We start from the raw sequence: 19,727 nt of genomic DNA, 5'->3' as shown, positions 1-19,727 counted from the left end.
ACCCTCCTCGTGTTGGGGGGGGGGGGTTTTTTTTTGTTAACCCCCCCCCCCCCGGGGGGGGGGGGGGGGGGGCGGCCCCCGGGCCCCCACGGCTTTTCCGTCCGCCTTACGGTGATTTTGCGCCACATAGGCTGAGGTCGGTCCCTCAACGACGCGGGGCCCTTCGCACCACAGCAGGACGGAACACGTACGGCAATGGACATGAGCGCGGGCAACCGCAAGGGGATCGGTCTCTTCGCCCTGACCATGATCGGCATCGGTTCGATCTTCGGCTCCGGCTGGCTCTTCGGTGCCGGTTCCGCCGCGCAGGTGGCGGGACCCGCCGCGCTGGTCGCCTGGGTCATCGGCGCCGTCTTCATCGGCATGATCGCGATGTCCTACGCGGAGGTCGGCTCCGCGTACCCGATCCCCGGCGGCATGGCCCGCTACGGCCACCTCTCGCACGGCCCCGTGCTGGGCTTCCTGACCGGCTGGGCGGTGTGGATCGCGGTCGCCTCGCTGATCCCGATCGAGTCCATCGCCGCCACCCAGTACATGTCCTCCTGGGGCTTCGGCTGGGCCCATGGCCTGGTCGACCCGGCCACCAACCAGCTGACCCCGGCCGGGAGCGGTGTCGCGCTGCTGCTGACCTTCGTCCTGTGGCTGACCTGCTACTGGTCGGTCCAGCTGCTGGCCCGCGCCAACACCGTCCTGACCCTGGTCAAGTTCGCCATCCCGGTACTCGCCGTGGCCGCGCTGATCGCCTCCGGCTTCCACACCTCGAACTTCACCGCGCACGGCGGCTTCGCCCCGTACGGCTGGCCCGCCGTGCTCACCGCCGTGACCACCTGCGGCGTGGTCTTCGCCTTCAACGGCTTCCAGGCCGTGGTCAACCTCGGCGGCGCCGCGAAGAACCCCGGCCGGGCCATCCCCGTCGCGCTGGTCGGCGCGCTCTCGCTGGGCCTGGTGATCTACCTCGCCCTCCAGACCGCCTTCCTCGGCGCCGTGCCGCCGGAGCAGCTGGCGCAGGCCGGCGGCTGGCACGGCGTGAACCTCAACTCGCCCTTCGCCGACCTGGCCAAGATCCTGATGCTGCACTGGGTCGTCACGATGCTCCAGTTCGGCGCCTTCATCTCGCCGGCCGGCTCCAACATCGCCAACGTCGCGTCGGCCGCGTACATGGTCCAGAACCTCGCCGAGACCGGCTTCTTCCCCAGGAAGCTGGCCGCCGTGCACCCGCGCTACGGGACCGCCCGCCCCGCGATGTGGCTCAACCTCGGCTTCTCGGTGCTGCTGCTGATCACCGTCGGCCACAGCTGGAACGCGCTGGCCAGTGTGATCTCGGCCGCCATGGTCATCTCCTACCTCATCGGCCCGATCGCGGTCGGCGTCTTCCGGCGGACCAGGCCGGATCTGCCGCGCCCGTTCCGGCTGCCCGCGGCCGCGGTGCTGTGCCCCGTCACCTTCGCCTTCGCGGCGTGCGCGCTGTACTGGTCGAAGTGGCCGGACACCGGCAAGGTCGCGCTGCTGACGCTGGTGGCCGCGCCGATCGCGGCGGTGGTGCTGCGCCGCCGCGGTGAGACGGACCTGCGGCGGCAGTTCGCGCCCGCCTGGTGGCTGGTCGGCTTCCTGGTCTGGATGTCCGCGGTGTCCGCGCTCGGCAGCCCGGACTTCGGCGGTCACGGCGTCATCCCCGGCGGCCTGGACATCGCCCTCGTCGCGCTCTCCGCCGTCGCCTTCTACTTCTGGGCCGTACGCGCCGGGGTCCGGGCCCACACGACCGGTCTGACCGGCACCGACGCCGTGCTCGACACCGGGACCGGCTCCGCTGCGTCTTCTGCCGTTGCCCCGGAGGACAACCGTCCGATGGCCTCCGTCTGAGAGTCTGTGCGCCGTCCGGGTTAGGCTCGACAGTCGGCGCAGAAACGTACCTTCCGTTTCGCCCGCCCCATATCTCTATTTGCTCCACCGTCCACCACGAGCAGACAAGGGAGTCCGCCACCGTGGCCATCTCCGTCTTCGACCTCTTCTCCATCGGCATCGGCCCGTCCAGCTCCCACACGGTCGGCCCGATGCGCGCCGCCCGGATGTTCGTCGGGCGCCTCAAGAAGGACGGTCTGCTCGCCCAGACGACGGCGGTCCGGGCCGAGCTCTTCGGCTCCCTCGGCGCCACCGGCCACGGCCACGGCACCCCCAAGGCCGTCCTGCTCGGCCTGGAGGGCCACTCCCCGCGCACCGTGAACGTGGAGACGGCCGACGACGAGGTCGAGCGCATCCGCAAGAGCGGCCGGCTGCGGCTGCTCGGCGCGGAGATAGGCAGCGACCACGAGATCGACTTCGACGAGTCGACCGAGCTGATCCTGCACCGCCGCCGCTCCCTGCCGTACCACGCCAACGGCATGACCCTCTTCGCGTACGACGCGTCCGGCGCGCCCCTGCTGGAGAAGACCTACTACTCCGTCGGCGGCGGCTTCGTCGTCGACGAGGACGCGGTCGGCGAGGACCGCATCAAGCTCGACGACACGGTGCTGAAGTACCCCTTCCGCACCGGCGACGAACTGCTGCGCCTCTCCCGCGAGACCGGCCTGTCCATCGCCTCCCTCATGCTGGAAAATGAGAAGGCGTGGCGCACGGAGGACGAGATCCGCGCCGGGCTGCTGGAGATCTGGCAGGTCATGCAGTCGTGCGTGTCCCGCGGCATGTCCCGCGAGGGCATCCTGCCCGGCGGCCTCAAGGTCCGCCGCCGCGCCGCCAACGGCGCTCGCGCGCTGCGGGCCGAGGGCAGCCCCGAGGCCCACGCGATGGAGTGGACCACGCTCTACGCGATGGCCGTCAACGAGGAGAACGCGGCCGGCGGCCGGGTCGTCACCGCCCCCACCAACGGCGCGGCCGGCATCATCCCCGCCGTCCTGCACTACTACGTCAACTTCGTGCCCGGCGCCGACGAGGAAGGCGTCGTCCGCTTCCTGCTCGCCGCCTCCGCCATCGGGATGCTCTTCAAGGAGAACGCGTCCATCTCCGGCGCCGAGGTCGGCTGCCAGGGCGAGGTCGGCTCGGCCTGCTCGATGGCCGCCGGCGGCCTGGCCGAGGTCCTCGGCGGCTCCCCCGAGCAGGTCGAGAACGCCGCCGAGATCGGCATGGAGCACAACCTCGGGCTGACCTGCGACCCGGTCGGCGGCCTCGTCCAGATCCCGTGCATCGAGCGCAACGGGATGGCCGCGGTCAAGGCCGTCACCGCCGCGCGCATGTCGCTGCGGGGTGACGGGCGCCACCATGTCTCCCTCGACAAGGTCATCAAGACCATGAAGGACACCGGCGCCGACATGAGCGTCAAGTACAAGGAGACGGCTCGGGGCGGGCTGGCGGTCAACATCATCGAGTGCTGAGGGCCCTTTGGGCCCGGTTTTCCGGGGGCCGGGGGTCGGTGAGCCGGGGCTTGACTTCCGGCCGGTGGGGGTGCGCGTGTTGCGCCTATCGGCCGGTGGGGGTACGCGTTGTGCGCTGACTGTCCGGTGGGTGGGGGGCCGTGGGCGGCTGTCCCGCCGCCGTGGTTGGGGCCGTCTGGGCAGTACGTAACTGACCCGGTGTGCTGAGCAGGGGGCGCTGCGTGGGGCTGGCGCCCCTACGCGCAGGCCTTTTCGACCTCCCGTAGGAACGTTTGCCAGTTGGGTATTCGGTGGGGGTGTCCAGGTGGTTTCAGGCTGAGGCGCAGGGTTGTCCGGAGGGGCCAGGGGGAGCGCATGATCGCCTCGTTGCGGCGGGCGAGTCTTGTCAGTTCTGTCTTGGTGGGCATGCGGTCGCTCTTCGCGCCGTTGCATCTGCGGTGGGCGACGGCGAGGTTCCACAGGGTGTCCAGGTCGGGGCCCCGCCAGCCGCCGACGCTCCCGAAGCGCCGCATGAGGGCGTACGGGAAGACGTGGTCGACGGCGGTTTCGCCGGGGTCCACGGGCTCGTCGCAGATGTGGCAGCGTCCGTGCTGGAACCCGGCCACGGCCTCGGCGACACCGGTCACCCGGTGGCGTCGGCGCCGGTCCGTCAGGTGGAGGGTCTCCCGGTCCACGCGGACGCCGTCCTCGATCAGGCTTCGGCCTATGCCGGTCGCGAAGCTGTTCTCCACGATGCTCCAGCGGGCGTCCAGCTCCGCGCGGAGCCCGTCGAGCCCGTACGACCGGGCCACCCGGCCGAGAGCGGAGCTGAGCAGCACCGTCCTGCTGCGCGGGCTGCCGGTCAGCTCGTAGAAGCGGTGCGGCATGCCAGCCCCACCGTGGTGATGGAGCTTGGCCATGATCGTCTTCTGTATCGGCCGTTCCGCGGGGTCCAGCAGACGGTCGGGAGGGGCGTTGCCGAGGGCGAATTTGTAGGTGCGGGCGTTGCGGCCCATCAGGATGGCCAGGCGCCAGGACGTGCGGGCGGACGGCGCGGTCGCGTAGAAGTCGTCTGTGGTCATGGCCGGCTCTTTTCGAAGGCCAGGCTGGACCAGTGGATGTTGTCGCGGCCCAGATGGTCGACGTCTTCGTCGAGGTGGTGGAGGGGGTGGAGGCCGTGTTGCCGGGCGAGGGTGAGGGTTTCGGGGGCGGGGATGTCGTACATCCGGCGGTTTGCCGGGGGCGGGCCGTGGCGCAGGGAGAGGAAGAGGCGGCCGCCGGGGGCCAGGAGGTCGTGGAGGCGGCGCATGGCGCGTGGGCGCTCCGGTTCGTCCAGGTGCATCCATACGGCGGAGAGGAGGATCGCGTCGAAGGTCCCGGCCTCCTCGGTGAGGCGGGGCAGGTCGGGGAGGGAGTCGGCGAGCCAGCGGATCGCCGGGGAAGGGTGCAGGCGGCGGGCGGCGCGGCGCAGTTCCCGTACTGGTTCGACGGCCAGGACGTCGTGGCCCAGGGCGGCCAGGGCGGCGGCGTCCCGGCCCGTGCCCGCGCCTATGTCGGCGACGCGGGCGGGGGCCGGGGGCAGCAGGGGCAGGAAGCTCCGGTGCACGGTCTCGAAGCGGACGCTCTCGTAGCGCTCGGCCAGGGCTTCCGCGGCCTGTGCGTAGTACGGCTGGACGCCGGGCCCGCCCTCGGCCGTCCGCTGTCGTGCGGTGCCGGTACCGGCGTCCGCTTCCCCGTTCGTCGTCATGCGAGCACACTACGGCCAGGCACTGACAACGCCCGCCGGCCTGCGCGTTCGGCCTTTCACTTGCCTATCTCCCACGCGAACGGCGGTAGTTCGCGGGCCCGCAGGTAGACCTCCATGGCACTGCCGGCCGGAACGAACGGGTGGACGCGGGCGCCTTCGAGGCAGGCCAGCACCCGGGCGCAGTGGTGGACGCAGCCCGCGACCTCCCGGCCGTGCCGATAGACGATCGTGGCCGCGTCGTGCGGCCCTTCGCACGGAGTCGGGTCCTGGGCCGGTGCCGCGGGGCAGCGTACCTGCGCACAGCGGTGTCGTCGTTCCATGAAGGGCCTCCCCCTGGGCGGGCGGTACGTGCGGTGCCGGTGGGTGGCGGCGCGAACCACCGGCGTTCACGGGGGTGTTGCTCGCCTGCGTACCGGTCCATGCCCGCCTTGGCGAACATCTGGGCAGGTCCTGAATCGTTTAGGGGTCAAGTGGTGACATGGGGGCCGGATGGTGGGGCAGTGGCGGGTGGGACGGGCAGGCGGCCGGTCCGTACGAGGTGCAGGGCGAGGGAGAGCCAGGCGGTGGCCAGCAGCCAGCCCGCGAGCACGTCGCCGGGCCAGTGCACGCCGAGGTGGACGCGCGTGACACCGACCGCCGCCGCCCAGATGCCGAGCAGCACGCAGGCCAGGCGGCGGGCGGGCGTCCGGTGGACGCGGGTCAGCAGCGCCCACGCGAGGATGCCGGCCACCAGCAGGGACGTCGTGGAGTGGCCGGAGGGGAAGGAGTGGCCGGTGGCGCGGGCGGCCCAGTCGGTCTCTTCGGGGCGCGGGCGGGCGATCAGCTCCATCAGGCCGTACCGGACCGCTTGGCCGAGGAGGAGGACGGCGAGGGCGGCGGTGGCCGCGCGCAGGCGCTCGCGCGGGTTCCGTCCCGCGAGCATGCCCGCCAGGAGGGCCAGCGCGTACGGGACGGGTCCGGAGCCGGTGGCCGTCACCGCGAGGGCGACCGCGCGCGCCGCGTCCGGCCGGTGGGCCACCGCCCAGGCGTGCGCCGTCTCCTCCGGGCCGAGCGGGGCCCAGCCGTGCACGGCGAGAAGCGTGACGATGACGGCGAGCAGCAGGGCGGAGAACGCGGCGAGGAGGAGCGGGGTGGGCGCGTTCGGGCGGTTCGGGCGGTTGGGGCGGCTTTCGGACGTGGTCACGGGGTCACCGGCGCAGGCGCGGGTGCAGGGGGGGTCGGCCGGGCCCGGGAGGATCTGACCGGGCGGCCGCCCCCGGCCAGTCGTACGGCGTGCGTCATCCGGCAAGTCTGCCAAGGTCAGAGATGGTTCATGCCGGATGGATGTGCCGGAGGCAGCTTTCTGGGCGATCGTACAGACCCCGCCCGGGGCGTTCCGTCCGGCTGCGCCGCGCACGATCAGGGGCGGCCGAAACATGGGGGCGCACGGTCTGGCCGAACCCCGGCGGTTCTCTGGCCGACGCGCGCCCCTTCCGTGGCCGGACCGCGCGCCCCCTCTCCCGCTCCGGGGCGCCGGGGCCTACGTATCGCTACCGGATCGCCGGCCGATCATCCCCGGTCGAAGAACGTCAACCGCGGCCGCGCTCCCCCTAACAACGCGTTGATCAGCGGAAGTTCGCCGCCGGGCTCTGGCGCGGGATGCCGTGGACATGTTGAACTGCTGATAACACCACGTGACGCATCGTAATCGATCGTTTTCGGTCGGCAGGAGGCCGCACATGCTGCATGGCGTCGACGTCAGCTCCCACAACCCCTCGTACTCGGCGACCGGTCTGGACTTCGTCATCATCAAGGCCACGGAGGGCCGCTCGTACGTGAACCCGCAACAGAGCGCGCAGGCGGCCAAGGCCCGCAAGGCGGGCTGCGTGGTGGGCTTCTACCACTTCCTGTGGCCGGGCAACATCGCGGCCCAGGCGAAGTACTTCGTCGACAAGTGCGCGTCCGTGGAAGGCGACCTGCTGGCGGCCGACTGGGAGCGCACCGGCGGCGGCACGTACGCGAGCAACGCGCAGAAGGACCAGTTCCTGAAGGAGGTCAAACGGCTGCGGCCCTCGCACCGGGTGCTCCTGTACTGCAACCGCGACTTCTGGCTCAACCACGACACGACGTCCTACGCCGCCGACGGCCTGTGGATCGCCGACTACGTCTCGGCCGGGCACCCGCGCATCAAGGCGGCGTGGCGCATCCACCAGTACACGGACCGGCCGCTGGACAAGGACGTGGCCGACTTCCCGGACCGGGCCGCTCTCAAGGACTGGGCGACTCCGTCATAGAGTCTTGTCCTGTCCGCACCAGCACCGCGCACACCGCGTGCCACGCTGGTCCCCCGTCCGAAGGAGCAGCCGTGACCGACCCGGCGTCCACGTCCCAGCAGCAGGAGATCGCCCGGGACCTCCAGGTGTCCGCGTCGTTCGACGTCCAGGCGGAGATCGAACGCCGAGTGGCCTTCCTCACGGAGCGGCTGACGTCCACGGGCCTGCGCGCGCTCGTCCTGGGCATCAGCGGCGGCGTGGACTCCACCACCGCCGGCCGGCTGTGCCAGCTGGCGGTGGAGCGGGCCCGTGACGCGGGGCACGACGCCACGTTCTACGCGATGCGGCTGCCGTACGGGGTCCAGGCCGACGAGCACGACGCGCAGCGGGCGCTCGACGTGATCAAGCCCGACCAGCTGCTGACCGTCGACATCCGCCCGGCGAGCGACGCGGCCCTGGAGGCGGCGCTGGCCGGCGGGGTCACCTTCCGGGACGAGCGGCACCAGGACTTCGTCCAGGGCAACATCAAGGCCCGGCAGCGGATGATCGCGCAGTACGCGGTCGCGGGCGCCCAGGACGGCCTGGTCGTCGGCACCGACCACGCCGCCGAGGCGGTCTCCGGCTTCTTCACCAAGTACGGCGACGGCGCGGCGGACGTGGTGCCGCTCACGGGCCTGACCAAGCGCCGGGTACGGGCCCTCGCCGACGCGCTGGGCGCCCCCGCCGAGCTGGTCCACAAGGTGCCGACCGCCGATCTGGAGACGCTGGACCCGGGCAAGCCGGACGAGGACGCGCTCGGCGTCACGTACGACGACATCGACGACTTCCTGGAGGGCAAGCCGGTCGGCGAGAAGGCGTACGAGTCGATCGTCCGCCGGTACCACGCCACGGCCCACAAGCGGGAGCTGCCGACCGCGCCCTGAGCGGGGTCCGCTCAGGGCCGCGCCGGGGACCGGCTGGTTTGCCGAGACGGTGCGGGGCCGCTTCCGGGCGGGCCCGCACCGTCTTCGCGTCCGGCGGCCAGGGTGACACCTGTCATGCTCCGGCAAGGGGACGGTCACCGCGGGTGTGCACAATCGTGGTCCGCGGCGGGCATGGATGGGTCATGCGAAGCCGTGAAATGCGATCGGAAGATCAACTGTCAGTGGGGGCCTCTACGCTCCGGAGCATGGGTTACGCAGACCTGCGCGAACTCCAGACCGCGCTGACGACCGCATCCGACATCGCCTCCTCCCTCCAGGCGGCGCCCACCCGGCGGGACGCCGACCAGCTCGTCGACGTCCTGCGGCAGGCGCTGACCGCCGCCAGCTCGCTCAGCACGCTGACCGGGCCGACCGGCTGCGCCATACATCCGCACGGCGCGGTCGACCCGCTGTACGGCGACCCCGAGGACCCGCTGCCTCCGGGGTACGGCAAGTGCCTGCTGTGCAACGACCGCCGTCGCCGTGCGGACGCCCGCCCGCACCAGCCGTACCACTGGGACCGGCAGGAGCACTCCTTGCGCCGCAGCGCCTGACGCCGCGCACGCTTGCCGGGGCGGGGGCCCGCCCCGGCAGGCGCCGGGCCCCCGCCTGCCTAGTCCAGGAAGCCGAGGTCGTAGAAGAACTCGTAGCGGACGGGGTTGTCCGGCAGGAACCAGTGGAAGCCCTCTTCGAGGAGGACGGCGACGGCATTGACCGCGACGACCAGCACGGCGAACGCCAGGGCGAAGCGCCCGACGGCGCGGTACGGCCCCGAGGCCGGCACCCGCCGGTCGGCCGCGGTGCCGTACGCGAACGCCATGACCACGCCGATGGCGACGACGGACGCCTGGAAGAGGAGCCACGCCCAGACGTAGAGGTGCAGGCCGAGCAGCTCGCTGCCGTATCCGTGGTCGCCGGGCAGCACGTGCAGCATCGTCTGCCGCCAGGCGGCGAAGGACCCGGCGACGCAGCCGATCAGGGCCAGGCCCCAGCCCATGAGGCAGTCGCGGCGTGCGACCGTGCCGTTCAGGCCCTGCCGCACGATGTACGCGGGCCCCAGGAACGCCAGCATCATGAACATCCGCTGGATGACGCACAGCGGGCACGGATACTCCCACCGCACGAACTGGTAGTAGAGGCCGCCGCAGACGATGCCGGTCCAGCCGATGACGAAGAGGCAGGCGAACCAGTACTGGCCGCGGGCCACGACCGCGGGCGGTCCCGGTTCCAGGCCGGCGAGGGGCGGTGCGCTCATGGAAGCTGGCAACTCCGGACGTCAGAAGCAGCGGACAGGCCGCAGGCGGCGGAAGCGGAAAGGGCCGGACGGAATGCGGCGCCCCCCGGATTTATCGGGCCGGTGATTCAGGGACGGGGCGGTTCAGTAATTCAAGGAGAGGGCCAGACTGCTGGTGATGTGGTGCGCCAGCAGGGCGAGCGTCGCGGCGAGTATCAGCCACCACCACCCGAGGACCACGGCGCGGCTCTTGTTGCCCACGACCGCCAGGAGCGCGACCAGCAGACCGGCGAAGACGAGGGTGTCCATGGCTGGGGAAAATAGCGCCTCGAATGCGTACGGGCGGTCCGACATCCCGCACCGTGTGCGGGAGCCGGGCCGCCCGTGAGCCGGATGGCCCCCTGCGCGCCGCCGGTCGCCCGGCGGCTTCGGGGGCCGCGTCGCCTCAGTCCTCCCGCTTCTTTTCCGGACGCAGCGCGATACGTCCCAGCACCGCCGCCACGACGAGCGCGACCAGGGCGACCAGGACGAAATCCGGTACGGAATTGCCGATCCGGGTGGCCCATTCCTCGACGCGGATCTCCGCGTCCGGGTCGAGGATTCCGGGCAGCGCGCTGGTGCCGTTGAACGTGAGGAAGAGGATGCCGATTCCGATGAAGAACAGGCCGGAGAGCAAGGAGGTGGTGTGCAGCCGCAGCTTTCCGACGGTGAATTCCCGGCCGCGCAGCCAGCCCCGGCTGCCCAGCGAGAACCGGTCCCAGAGCAGCGCCAGCACGAACAGCGGCAGGGCCATGCCGAGCGCGTACACCGCGAGCATGGAGGCGCCGTAGACCGGTGAGCCGCTGACCGCCGTGACCGTCAGCACCGCGCCCAGGATCGGCCCGGCGCAGAAGCCCGCGAGGCCGTAGACGCAGCCCAGCAGGAACGTCGACAGGGCCGAGCGCGGGGTGATCCGGGCCGCCGCCTGCTGGGCGCGCTTGAAGGCGAAGCCCAGGCCGAGGATCTGGGCGACGCCCATCGCGATCACCACCCAGCCGCCGATGGCGACGAGCAGGTCGCGGTGGCCGTTGAACAGCCGGCTGGCGGCCGTGCTGGCCGCGCCGAGCGGAACCAGCGTGGTGGCGAGGCCCAGGTAGAACACGCCGGTACGGGCGAGCAGCCGGCCGGGGTGGGAGAGGGAGTAGGCGAAGAAGGCGGGCAGCAGCAGCGCGCTGCACGGGCTGAGCAGGGCGAGGGCGCCGCCGAGGAAGGCGGCGAGGTAGCCGATGTCGGTCACTTCGCCTGCTCCTCCGCCTTGCCGGAACCCTGGCCCTTCTCCGCGCCGCCGGACTTCCCGGCCTTCTTCGCCTGCTCGGCGGCCTGGCCGACCGCCTGCTCGAAGACGGCGGTGGGCTGGGCGCCCGCGATGGGGCGGCCGTTGACGAGGAAGGACGGCGTGGACTGCACGCCGATCCCGTAGCCCTCGTTCTGGTCCTTCTTCAGGGCGGCGGCGGCAGCGGGGCTCTTGAGGTCGGTGCGGAACGTGTCGAGGTCGCTCACGCCGCTCTTGCGGGCCATCTCGACGAGCTTGTCCTCGGCGAGTGCGCTGCCCTTGTTGGTCTTGGCGTACAGCTCGTCGTGCATCTGCCAGAACCTGCCCTGCTGCCCCGCGGCCCATGAGGCGCGGGCGGCCCGCTCCGAGTCGGCGCCGTAGATGGTGAAGTTGCGGAACTCGATGCGCAGGGTGCCGTCGTCCACGAACTTCTTGATCAGCTCGGGCTGGGTCTCCCGGGTGAAGCGCCCGCAGAACGAGCACTGGTAGTCGGCGTACTCGACGAGGACGACCGGGGCGTCCTTCTTGCCGACGGCGAGCGGATCGCCGTCCGTGCGCCGGCTGGTCTGCTGCGCGAGCTGGTCGTACAGCTTCTGCTGGCCGTCGTCCTCCTGGGGAGAGACGGAGGCGGCGGCGCCGGGGGTGTCCGCGGCGCTGTCGGCATCGCCTTCGACGGCCTTGCCGACGGCGATGCCGATGGCGACGAGCGCCACGACCAGGGCGAGGACGGCACCGATGGCGGCGATCTTGCGGGTGGGTGAAGCGGATGACGAGGAAGTGGGCATGGGGATGCTCCAGACGTACCGGGATGAACAGGAGGTCGGGCCGTGTGTACGGGCAGCGGCCTAAATCCGCAGTACGGGCAGGAGCGCGGTGTGATCGGTGGCGGGCGCAGTTCCGGTGGGCGGGCGGGCGAGGCCGAAGCAGGCGGGGGCGTCGGCCGCGAGCGGTGCGGGGGCGGGGGCGGCGGGCGCCAGCGGCTCGCCGCGGTTCGGGGTGGGCACCGGGACCGACTCGTTCTGGCTGGGGGCGTGCTGCCCGGAGCACTTCTTCGGCGCCTGGGCGACGGCGTGGCGCGGGGCCGGGTCGCCGGTCTTGGCGACGGCGTGACGCGGGCCGCCGGTCGCGGCGCCGTCGGGCGCCTGCGCCGCGGTCTGTGTCACGGCCTGCGCCGCGGCGGCCGGCAGCGTCGGTGCCGGCTGGACGCCGCCCACCCGGCACAGCAGCGGGGCGAAGGTGACGGCGAGCAGGAGCAGCAGGGTCGCGGCGGCCGAGCGGCGTACGCGTTCCATGCCGTGGTCTCCTTCCGCTTCCCTCTCCCGGGCCCGCGCCGGGTTGTGCCGGTGTGAGCCGCCCATCCTACGGACCGCGGGCCCGGCGTCCCGCTACCGGCCGTTCCGCCCCGCCATCGAGTTGCGTGCATAGCCCACGATCTTGACCGCATAACCATCGAAGGAATCGATTACCTAACCGCTAAATGCAAGGCTGGTGTCCTAGCTCACCTTTGATCATCCAGCACTTCGTCAATAAGTGCCCTATTTTGTCCACGAATGCCGTTTTGGCAAGGTCACGACCGGCCTGCCATAGTCGGTCCAGCGACCCCCCATTGACCCGGGCCAGGTCGTCCAGACCCCGCGGGTACACCCCTTTCGCCCGCCGGCGGTCGACACTGGGGCCTCACCCGCGCACACAGCGGGCAGGCCCCAGTCGCGTTCACGGCACGGGCGAAGCGGCCCGGCGGGCGCTCAGCGGTCGATGACCCGCATCTCGAACCAGGTGGTCTTGCCGCGCGGCAGCAGGTCCACGCCCCAGCGGTCGGAGAGCTTGTCGACGAGGAAGAGACCGCGGCCGCTGATGTCCATCTCATGGACCGGCATCAGACAGGGCAGACCGCGGGACGGATCGCGGACCTCGATACGGATCCAGCCACGGCGGCGGAGCATCCGCAGGCCGAAGGTGCGCGCGCCGGTGTGCCGGACGGCGTTGCCGACCAGTTCGGATACCAGGAGCACGGCGTGCTCGGCGAGCTGGGGGGAGAGGTTCCAGCGCTTGACGAGCACGGACTGGGTCAGCCGGCGGGCGGTGAGGGCGGATTCGGGGCGCGAGGGCAGCCGCACCTCCTCCAGGGTGGGGTCGCCCACCAACTCCAGTGCCTTGGCGGCGAGATCGTCGTCGGACGGGCCGCCCTCCGCGCCCGCACCGGGGAGATCTCCGGGAAGTCCCCAGCGTGCGGCGGCCGAGCCGCTCCGCGGCCGCGGCTGCTCCGTTCCTTCGAGGCCCGCCATGCCCCCATCATGGCCGTTACCGGGGCGTCACGGGGGCGGAACCGGTGGAATGCTCCGCCCGGTACAGCCGGTTTCGACACCCTGCCGCGGCATATGCCGACGGCAGGGGATGCCCGGCCGAATCCACGCTGACCTGCGGTGACTTCATGTTTCTAACCGATCATCGGGAGCCGTGGACGGGGCTCCCGTGGGGCATGACAGCGGTTTCCGCAATTCGCCCACATGAGGCATCGACAACCGGCCAAACCTCAGAAGCCCCGCCAACACCTTCCGCCTCAGCGGAACTTGGCCTTGCCCGGCCCCTCCTCGACGAAGCTGCGCATCCCGGTCTCCCGGTCCTCGGTGGCGAAGAGGCCCGCGAACCACGTGCGTTCGATCGTCAGACCGGTGTCGATGTCGGTCTCCAGGCCCGCGTCGACGGCCTCCTTCGCGGCCCGCAGCGCGATGGCGGGGCCGGCCGCGAGCCGGGCCGCCCAGGCGTGCGCCTGCTCGTAGACCTCGGCGGCGGGCACGACCCGGTCCACCAGCCCGAGGGACAGCGCCTCGTCGGCCCGCACCTGGCGGCCCGTGAAGATCAGGTCCTTGGCCTTGGACGGGCCGACGAGCCGGGCCAGCCGCTGGGTGCCGCCGGCGCCCGGGATCAGGCCGAGCAGGATCTCCGGCTGGCCGAGCTTGGCGTTGTCGGCGGCGATCCGGAAGTCGGCGCACAGCGCCAGCTCGCAGCCGCCGCCGAGCGCGTACCCGGTGACGGCGGCGACCACCGGCTTGGGGATGCGGGCCACGGCGGTGAAGGAGTCCTGCAGGGCCTTGGAGCGCTCGATCATGGACGCGTGGTCCATGTTCTGCATCTCCTTGATGTCCGCGCCGGCCGCGAACACCTTCTCGCCGCCCCAGACGACGACGGCGCGCACGTCGTCGCGGCGGGTGGCCTCCTCGGCCAGCTCGCGCAGCCGGTCCTGGGTGGCGACGTCCAGCGCGTTCATCGGCGGGCGGTCCAGGCGGATGGTGCCGACGCCCTCGGCGACCTCGAAGTTCACAGTCATGAGGGCAGGTTAGCCGTCGTTAACGCGGGGCGGACCGGCGCCCTTCGGTCAACCGGCCCGGCCGCCCGCCGCGGGCCCCGCGCCTACCGGCTGCCCGAGCGCCACTTGTCCCAGGACATGTTCCACACGTTGAGGCCGTTGTCGGGAGCGATCGTCTCGTCGTGGGAGTTCTCGACCGTGACCACGTCGCCGATCAGCGAGTTGGCGTAGAACCAGGCGGCCGGGGTCGAGCTGTCGCCGCCGCCGCGCTGGTCGTACAGGCCGACGCAGCCATGGCTGGCGTTGCGGGCGCCGAACGTCGACCTGCCGGACCAGTAGTTGCCGTGGATGAACGTGCCGGAGGTGCTCAGGCGCATGGCGTGCGGCACGTCCGCGATGTCGTACTCGCCGCCGAAGCCGACGGTTTCCCCGTTCATCCTGGTGACCTCGTGCTTCTCGCTGATCACCATCTGGCCGTTGTACGTCTCGGTGCCCGGCCCGCCGGCGGTGACCGGAATCGTCTTGATCTTCTTGCCGTCGCGGACGACGGACATCTCCTTCGCCTTGACGTCGACCGTGCTCACCTGGCTGCGGCCGACCGTGAAGGATATGTGCTTGGCCTGCGTGCCGTAGACGCCGGGGCGCCCCTCGACGCCCTTGAGGTCGATGTCGAGCGTGACCTTGGTGCCGGGCGCCCAGTACTTCTCGGGGCGGAAGTCCAGGCGGTCGTTGCCGAACCAGTGGCCCACGATCGGCACCGAGGGCTCGGCCGTGACCTTGATGCCCTTCTCGATGCGCTCGGGGTCGGTTATCCCCCGGGTGAAGTTCACCGAGACCGGCATGCCGACGCCGACGGTCTGGCCGTCCTCCGGGGTGTACCGGCCGACGAAGGTGTTCTTGGGCACGAGGGTGGTGAACGTCGCGTGCCGGGCGGACTCGCGCAGCTGGTCGTCGACCGCGACGGCGTCGACCTTGTACGTCGTGGCGGCGCGCAGCTTGCCGGTGGGCTGCCAGACCGAGCCGCCGCTCACCTTCCCCGCGACCGCGTTGCCCTTGTCGTCCTGGACCTTGACCGAGGTCAGCCGACCCCGCGAGACGCTCACCTTCAGGGCGCCGTCGGTGGCGACGTCCTTCGCGCCGTCGCCCGGCGTGATCGTCACGCCGGCCTGCGAGGGCTGTTTGTCCGGGTCGGTGCCGCCCCGCTTGCCGTCGTCACCGCCTCCGCAGGCGGTGACCAGTATCAGCAGCGCCGACAGCAGCAGTGCGAGCGCCCCGCTGCTCCCCGGCGGCCCTGTCCGCCGCGCCCCCGGCGCCGGCTGCCCCTGCTGCACGTTCACGACTGGCCCCTTTGTTCCCTCGCCCGGCCCGCAATCCCCCGTACGCGCATACCTACCCACGCACGCTCAGCCGATAGATAACCACACCCCACTGACAGTGGCTTCACCCGGCGATGTCACCGTTCGGCCTCAAGTGGTATGCGTGGGGCGGGATCGCACGAAAGGGAGTCCGGTTCGCCCCGAAGTCGGCCGGAACCGTCCTCGTGGCCCGGGCCCTCTAGCGCAGCGCGGAGCCCGCGCGCCACTCCTGCCACGGCATGTTCCAGCCACCGAGCCCGTTGTCCGGCGCGACCACCCGGTCCCGGGAGTTCACGACCTCCACGACGTCCCCGACCAGCGACCGGTCGTAGAACCAGCCGGCCGGGGTGTCCGGTCCGCCGCCCTGGGTGTCGCGCAGCCCGATGCAGCCGTGGCTCGTGTTGGTGCCGCCGAAGGTACGCGGGGGCGCCCAGTAGTTGCCGTGCAGGAACGTCCCCGAAGTGGTCAGGCGCAGCGCGTGCGGCACGTCCGGGATGTCGTACTCGCCGCCGAAGCCCACCGTGTCGCCGTCCATGCGGGTCACCGGGTGCCGCTCCAGGATCACCATCCGCCCGTTGTACGTGGGGCTGGTGAGGCTGCCCGCGGTCACCGGGAGCGTGGCCAGGCGCCGGCCGCCGCGCGAGACCGTCATCGTGTGCGCCGCCGCGTCAACCCGGCTGGTCTGATCCCGGCCGATCCTGAACCGGACGGTCTTGCGCTGGGTGCCCAGTACGCCGGGCGCCGCCCGCACGCCGCGCAGCCGCAGGTCCATCGTCACCCGCGTACCGGGGCGCCACCGGGCGCGCGGCCGGAAGTCCAGGCGGCGCGCGCCGAACCAGTGCGCGGCGACCTCGGCGGCGGGCCGGGCGGCGACCGAGACGGCGCGCTCGACGGCCGCGCGGTCGGTGACCGGACGGTTGAACTCCAGCGAGACGATCATGCCGGTGCCGACGGTGGCGCCGTGCTCGGGCGCGAAGAAGCCGACGAGGCGGTGCGGCGGCACGTACGTGGTGAAGGTGGTGTGCCGGGCGGTCCGGCGGCCGTGCCCGTCCAGCGCCACCGCGTCCACCGTGTAGCGGGCGGCCGGCTTCAGCGGCGCCTTCCCGGAGGGACGCCAGCTCAGCCCGTCCGGGTCGATCCGGCCCGGCACCGGCGTACTGCCGTCGTCCTCGATGCGGCTGACCGCGACCCGCTCCAGCCGCCCGTCCGGCACCTGTACCGCGATGCGGTCCGTGGCCCGTACGTCCTTCGCGCCGTCGCCCGGGGTGACCCGGATCGCCTCCTTGGGCGACGGCGGCTTGCCGCCGGTCATCGCCTCGGGAAGCCCGCAGCCCGCCAGGGCCACGGCCGCCGTGAGGACGGCGACGGTGACGGCCGTCACGGAGGACGCACCCCGGCTCCCGAGGGGCAGCCGGACCGGGCGGCGGCCCCCGGACGGGGTCCGCCGTACGGGAGGCACCGGTACGGAAGTTGCCCGCCCAGGAGGCCGCCTTACGAGGACCCGTTGCCCCATGTCCTGATATGTCACGCCGCGATAGGTCACGTACAGATCAACGAGCCCCCCGGCGCGGAGGAAACGTGAGGCGGCGGCCCGTTGCGGGAAGAACACAGGGGAGGACGGGCCCACGCGCCGCCGGGACGCCGCGCGCGGGCCGTCCGACCGAGCCATGAGCCGCGGGAGGCTGGCCTGTGTCGAGCGCACCCGAACAGGAGTCGGTACCGGACGTGCGGGGCGAGGACGGCGGCCGGAGCGGGCAGCGCGAGCACGGCGGCCCCGGGCCCACGGCGCCGCCCACGAACACGGAGGGGGACGCCGCACCGGGCCCGTCCCCGGACGCGGCGGACGGCACGGAACCCGGCAACGGCGCCTCCCCCGTCAACGGCCACCGGGTCCGCGTACCCCTCGCCCGGCTGCCCGGCCCCGCCACCGCGCCGGGCCCGCGAGCCCAGGCCGGGCCGCCGCCCGCGCCGGTGCGCCCCGGCAGCCCGCAGCCTCTCGGGGCCCGCTGCCGTACGGGCCCCGACGGCGTGGCGGGCACCAACTTCGCCCTGTGGGCGGGCGGCGCGGAATCCGTCGAGGTGTGCCTCTTCGACGACGAGGGGCGCGAGACCCGGCACGCCCTCACCGAGCTGACACACGAGATCTGGCACGGCTTCCTGCCCGGCGTGCGGCCGGGCGTGCGCTACGGCTACCGGGTGCACGGCCGCTGGGACCCGTGGACCGGTGCCCGCTGGAACCCGGCCAAGCTGCTCCTGGACCCGTACGCGCGCGCCGTCGACGGCGAGTTCACGCTGCCCGCCGAGGTGTACGGGCACGTCCGTGACTGGCCGCAGCAGCACGTCGCCGACACCGTGCGCGACGACCGCGACTCGGCCCCGTACGTCCCCAAGGGCGTGGTCGTCGGCGACGAGGACCCGGAGGACGGCGGCGACGAGTGGATGGACGACCGGCGGCCCAAGACGCCCTGGTCCGACACCGTCCTGTACGAGATGCACGTCCGCGGCTTCACGATGCTCCATCCGGACATCCCCGAGGAGCTGCGCGGCACGTACGCGGGCCTCGCGCACCCCGCCGCGATATCCCACCTCACCCGCCTCGGTGTGACCGCCGTCGAGCTGATGCCGGTGCACCAGTTCGCCCACGAGGACCACCTGCTCCGCCGCGGCCTGCGCAACTACTGGGGCTACAACTCCATCGGCTACTTCGCGCCGCACGCCGCCTACGCCGCCTCCGGGACCCGCGGCCAGCAGGTCGGCGAGTTCAAGCGGATGGTACGGGCCCTGCACGACGCCGGTATCGAGGTCGTCCTCGACGTGGTCTACAACCACACGGCCGAGGCGGGCGAGCTGGGTCCCACCCTGTCCTTCCGCGGCATCGACAACCGCGGCTACTACCGGCTGGCGGACGGCAGCCGCCGCTACGCCGACTACACGGGCTGCGGCAACACCCTGCACGTCGTCCAGCCCAACGTGCTGCGGCTGATCACCGATTCGCTGCGCTACTGGGTCACCGAGATGGGCGTGGACGGCTTCCGCTTCGACCTCGCGGCGGCGCTGGCCCGCTCCATGCACGACGTGGACATGCTCTCGCCGTTCCTGGCGGTGATCGCGCAGGACCCGGTGCTGCGCCGCGTCAAGCTGATCGCCGAGCCGTGGGACGTCGGCTCCGGCGGCTACCAGGTGGGCGCCTTCCCGCCGCTGTGGACGGAGTGGAACGACCGCTACCGCGACACCGTGCGCGACTTCTGGCGCGGCGCCCACCCGGACCTGCGGGACCTGGGCTACCGGCTCTCCGGGTCCAGCGACCTGTACGCGTGGGGCGGCCGGCGCCCGTACGCCTCGGTCAACTTCATCACCTCGCACGACGGCTTCACCCTGCGCGACCTGGTCTCCTACGAGCACAAACACAACGCGGCCAACGGCGAGGGCAACCGCGACGGCACCGACGGCAACCGCGCCTGGAACTGCGGCGCGGAGGGCGAGACCAACGACGGGGCCGTACGGGCGCTGCGCCGCCGCCAGCTGCGCAACATGATCACCACCCTGCTGCTGTCCACCGGGGTGCCCATGCTGGTCGCGGGCGACGAGATGGGCCGTACGCAGGGCGGCAACAACAACGCCTACTGCCAGGACGACACGACCAGTTGGGTGGACTGGTCGCTCCTCGGGGACCCGGGCTGGCGGGCCCTGGCCACCCTCGCGTCCCGGCTGGTGGCGCTGCGCCGCGACCACCCCGTACTGCGCCGCCGCGCGTTCTTCTCCGGCCGCCCGCAACGGCCCGACGGGCTGCGCGACCTGGCCTGGTTCACCCCGCGCGGCACCGAGATGACCGAACCGGACTGGTACGCGCCCACCTCCGCGCTCGGCATGTACCTCTCCGGCACCGACATCCCGCAGCGCGACCCGGAGGGCCGCCCGGTCACCGACGACAGCTTCCTCGCCGTGCTGCACACCGGCCACCGCCCGGCCGGCTTCACCCTTCCGGGTCCGCCCTGGGCCGACGCGTACGAACTGGTCGTCGACACCTCCCGCGAGGACCAGGACGAGCCGCCCGGGACCACGCTGCGCGCCGGCACCCGGCTCACCGCCCCGGAGCGGTCGGTGCTGCTGCTGCGCGTGGTGGCGGACTGACGCGGCGCGCGGTGGGGGCCGACGCGGCGGTTCCCCCACCGGCTCCGGGCGTTGCGCCGAAAACCCGGTGAGTGATGTCAGTG

The 19,727-nt window shown here is 72.2% G+C and carries 19 protein-coding genes; 6 read left to right on the top strand and 13 right to left on the bottom strand.

Annotated elements, in window-relative coordinates:
- The first annotated feature begins 195 nt into the window (after positions 1-195).
- Together ACFV57_RS24430 and ACFV57_RS24425 are read left to right on the top strand one after the other, a co-directional pair.
- Positions 196-1,860, top strand: a complete 1,665-nt coding sequence (locus tag ACFV57_RS24430; protein WP_385236061.1) for an APC family permease — start codon at positions 196-198, stop codon at positions 1,858-1,860.
- Between the two features lie 122 nt (positions 1,861-1,982).
- Positions 1,983-3,365, top strand: a complete 1,383-nt coding sequence (locus ACFV57_RS24425) for an L-serine ammonia-lyase (protein ID WP_385236058.1) — start codon at positions 1,983-1,985, stop codon at positions 3,363-3,365.
- Positions 3,366-3,601: 236 nt separating this feature from the next.
- On the opposite strand, the gene ACFV57_RS24420 is transcribed toward ACFV57_RS24425, so the two are convergent.
- The 4 genes from ACFV57_RS24420 to ACFV57_RS24405 form a co-directional block, all read right to left on the bottom strand.
- Entirely contained in the window at positions 3,602-4,426 is an 825-nt protein-coding gene (locus ACFV57_RS24420; RefSeq protein ID WP_385236055.1) for an HNH endonuclease, read from the bottom strand.
- Complete coding sequence (locus tag ACFV57_RS24415) at positions 4,423-5,091, bottom strand: class I SAM-dependent methyltransferase (protein ID WP_385236052.1); 669 nt, start codon at positions 5,089-5,091, stop codon at positions 4,423-4,425. The genes ACFV57_RS24420 and ACFV57_RS24415 overlap by 4 nt, the downstream gene beginning before the upstream one ends.
- A gap of 56 nt (positions 5,092-5,147) precedes the next feature.
- Positions 5,148-5,411 (bottom strand): hypothetical protein, encoded by a 264-nt coding sequence (locus tag ACFV57_RS24410; protein ID WP_385236049.1) that lies wholly within the window; start codon positions 5,409-5,411, stop codon positions 5,148-5,150.
- Positions 5,412-5,557: 146 nt separating this feature from the next.
- Positions 5,558-6,274, bottom strand: coding sequence for a phosphatase PAP2 family protein (locus tag ACFV57_RS24405; protein ID WP_385236046.1), 717 nt, complete (start codon positions 6,272-6,274; stop codon positions 5,558-5,560).
- 535 nt (positions 6,275-6,809) lie between these two features.
- On the opposite strand from ACFV57_RS24405, the gene ACFV57_RS24400 reads away from it, so the two are divergent.
- From ACFV57_RS24400 to ACFV57_RS24390, 3 genes are all read left to right on the top strand, one after another.
- Entirely contained in the window at positions 6,810-7,364 is a 555-nt protein-coding gene (locus ACFV57_RS24400; RefSeq protein WP_385236043.1) for a GH25 family lysozyme, read from the top strand.
- A 71-nt stretch (positions 7,365-7,435) separates the two neighbouring features.
- A complete protein-coding gene (nadE, locus tag ACFV57_RS24395) occupies positions 7,436-8,266 on the top strand; it encodes an ammonia-dependent NAD(+) synthetase (RefSeq protein ID WP_385236040.1) in 831 nt (276 codons plus the stop codon).
- 245 nt (positions 8,267-8,511) lie between these two features.
- Positions 8,512-8,859, top strand: a complete 348-nt coding sequence (locus ACFV57_RS24390; protein ID WP_385236037.1) for a hypothetical protein — start codon at positions 8,512-8,514, stop codon at positions 8,857-8,859.
- Between the two features lie 59 nt (positions 8,860-8,918).
- On the opposite strand, the gene ACFV57_RS24385 is transcribed toward ACFV57_RS24390, so the two are convergent.
- The 9 genes from ACFV57_RS24385 to ACFV57_RS24345 form a co-directional block, all read right to left on the bottom strand.
- Positions 8,919-9,560 carry a disulfide bond formation protein B gene (locus tag ACFV57_RS24385; protein ID WP_385236034.1) on the bottom strand — a complete coding sequence of 214 codons (642 nt, stop codon included), beginning with the start codon at positions 9,558-9,560 and terminating at the stop codon, positions 8,919-8,921.
- 123 nt (positions 9,561-9,683) lie between these two features.
- Positions 9,684-9,848, bottom strand: coding sequence for a DUF5993 family protein (locus ACFV57_RS24380; protein ID WP_385236031.1), 165 nt, complete (start codon positions 9,846-9,848; stop codon positions 9,684-9,686).
- Between the two features lie 136 nt (positions 9,849-9,984).
- The gene (locus ACFV57_RS24375) at positions 9,985-10,815 is read right to left on the bottom strand and encodes a cytochrome c biogenesis CcdA family protein (RefSeq protein WP_385236028.1); all 831 of its coding nucleotides are present in this window, start codon (positions 10,813-10,815) and stop codon (positions 9,985-9,987) included.
- A complete protein-coding gene (locus ACFV57_RS24370; protein ID WP_385236025.1) occupies positions 10,812-11,636 on the bottom strand; it encodes a DsbA family protein in 825 nt (274 codons plus the stop codon). Before ACFV57_RS24370 ends, ACFV57_RS24375 begins: the two co-directional genes overlap by 4 nt.
- A gap of 60 nt (positions 11,637-11,696) precedes the next feature.
- Positions 11,697-12,143 carry a hypothetical protein gene (locus ACFV57_RS24365; protein ID WP_385236022.1) on the bottom strand — a complete coding sequence of 149 codons (447 nt, stop codon included), beginning with the start codon at positions 12,141-12,143 and terminating at the stop codon, positions 11,697-11,699.
- Between the two features lie 453 nt (positions 12,144-12,596).
- Entirely contained in the window at positions 12,597-13,136 is a 540-nt protein-coding gene (locus ACFV57_RS24360; RefSeq protein ID WP_385236019.1) for an ATP-binding protein, read from the bottom strand.
- A gap of 275 nt (positions 13,137-13,411) precedes the next feature.
- Positions 13,412-14,179, bottom strand: coding sequence for an enoyl-CoA hydratase/isomerase family protein (locus ACFV57_RS24355; protein WP_385236016.1), 768 nt, complete (start codon positions 14,177-14,179; stop codon positions 13,412-13,414).
- A gap of 83 nt (positions 14,180-14,262) precedes the next feature.
- Positions 14,263-15,489, bottom strand: a complete 1,227-nt coding sequence (locus tag ACFV57_RS24350) for an Ig-like domain-containing protein (RefSeq protein ID WP_385236233.1) — start codon at positions 15,487-15,489, stop codon at positions 14,263-14,265.
- A gap of 223 nt (positions 15,490-15,712) precedes the next feature.
- On the bottom strand, positions 15,713-16,894 hold the full coding sequence (locus ACFV57_RS24345; RefSeq protein WP_385236013.1) for an Ig-like domain-containing protein: 1,182 nt from the start codon (positions 16,892-16,894) through the stop codon (positions 15,713-15,715).
- A 530-nt stretch (positions 16,895-17,424) separates the two neighbouring features.
- On the opposite strand from ACFV57_RS24345, the gene glgX reads away from it, so the two are divergent.
- A complete protein-coding gene (gene glgX, locus ACFV57_RS24340) occupies positions 17,425-19,644 on the top strand; it encodes a glycogen debranching protein GlgX (RefSeq protein WP_385236230.1) in 2,220 nt (739 codons plus the stop codon).
- The last annotated feature ends 83 nt before the right edge of the window (positions 19,645-19,727 follow it).

Origin of the sequence: Streptomyces sp. NPDC059788 (assembly GCF_042732265.1) — a bacterium.
In the GTDB taxonomy this organism is placed as follows: domain Bacteria; phylum Actinomycetota; class Actinomycetes; order Streptomycetales; family Streptomycetaceae; genus Streptomyces.
This window is presented reverse-complemented; position numbering and strand designations above follow the sequence as displayed.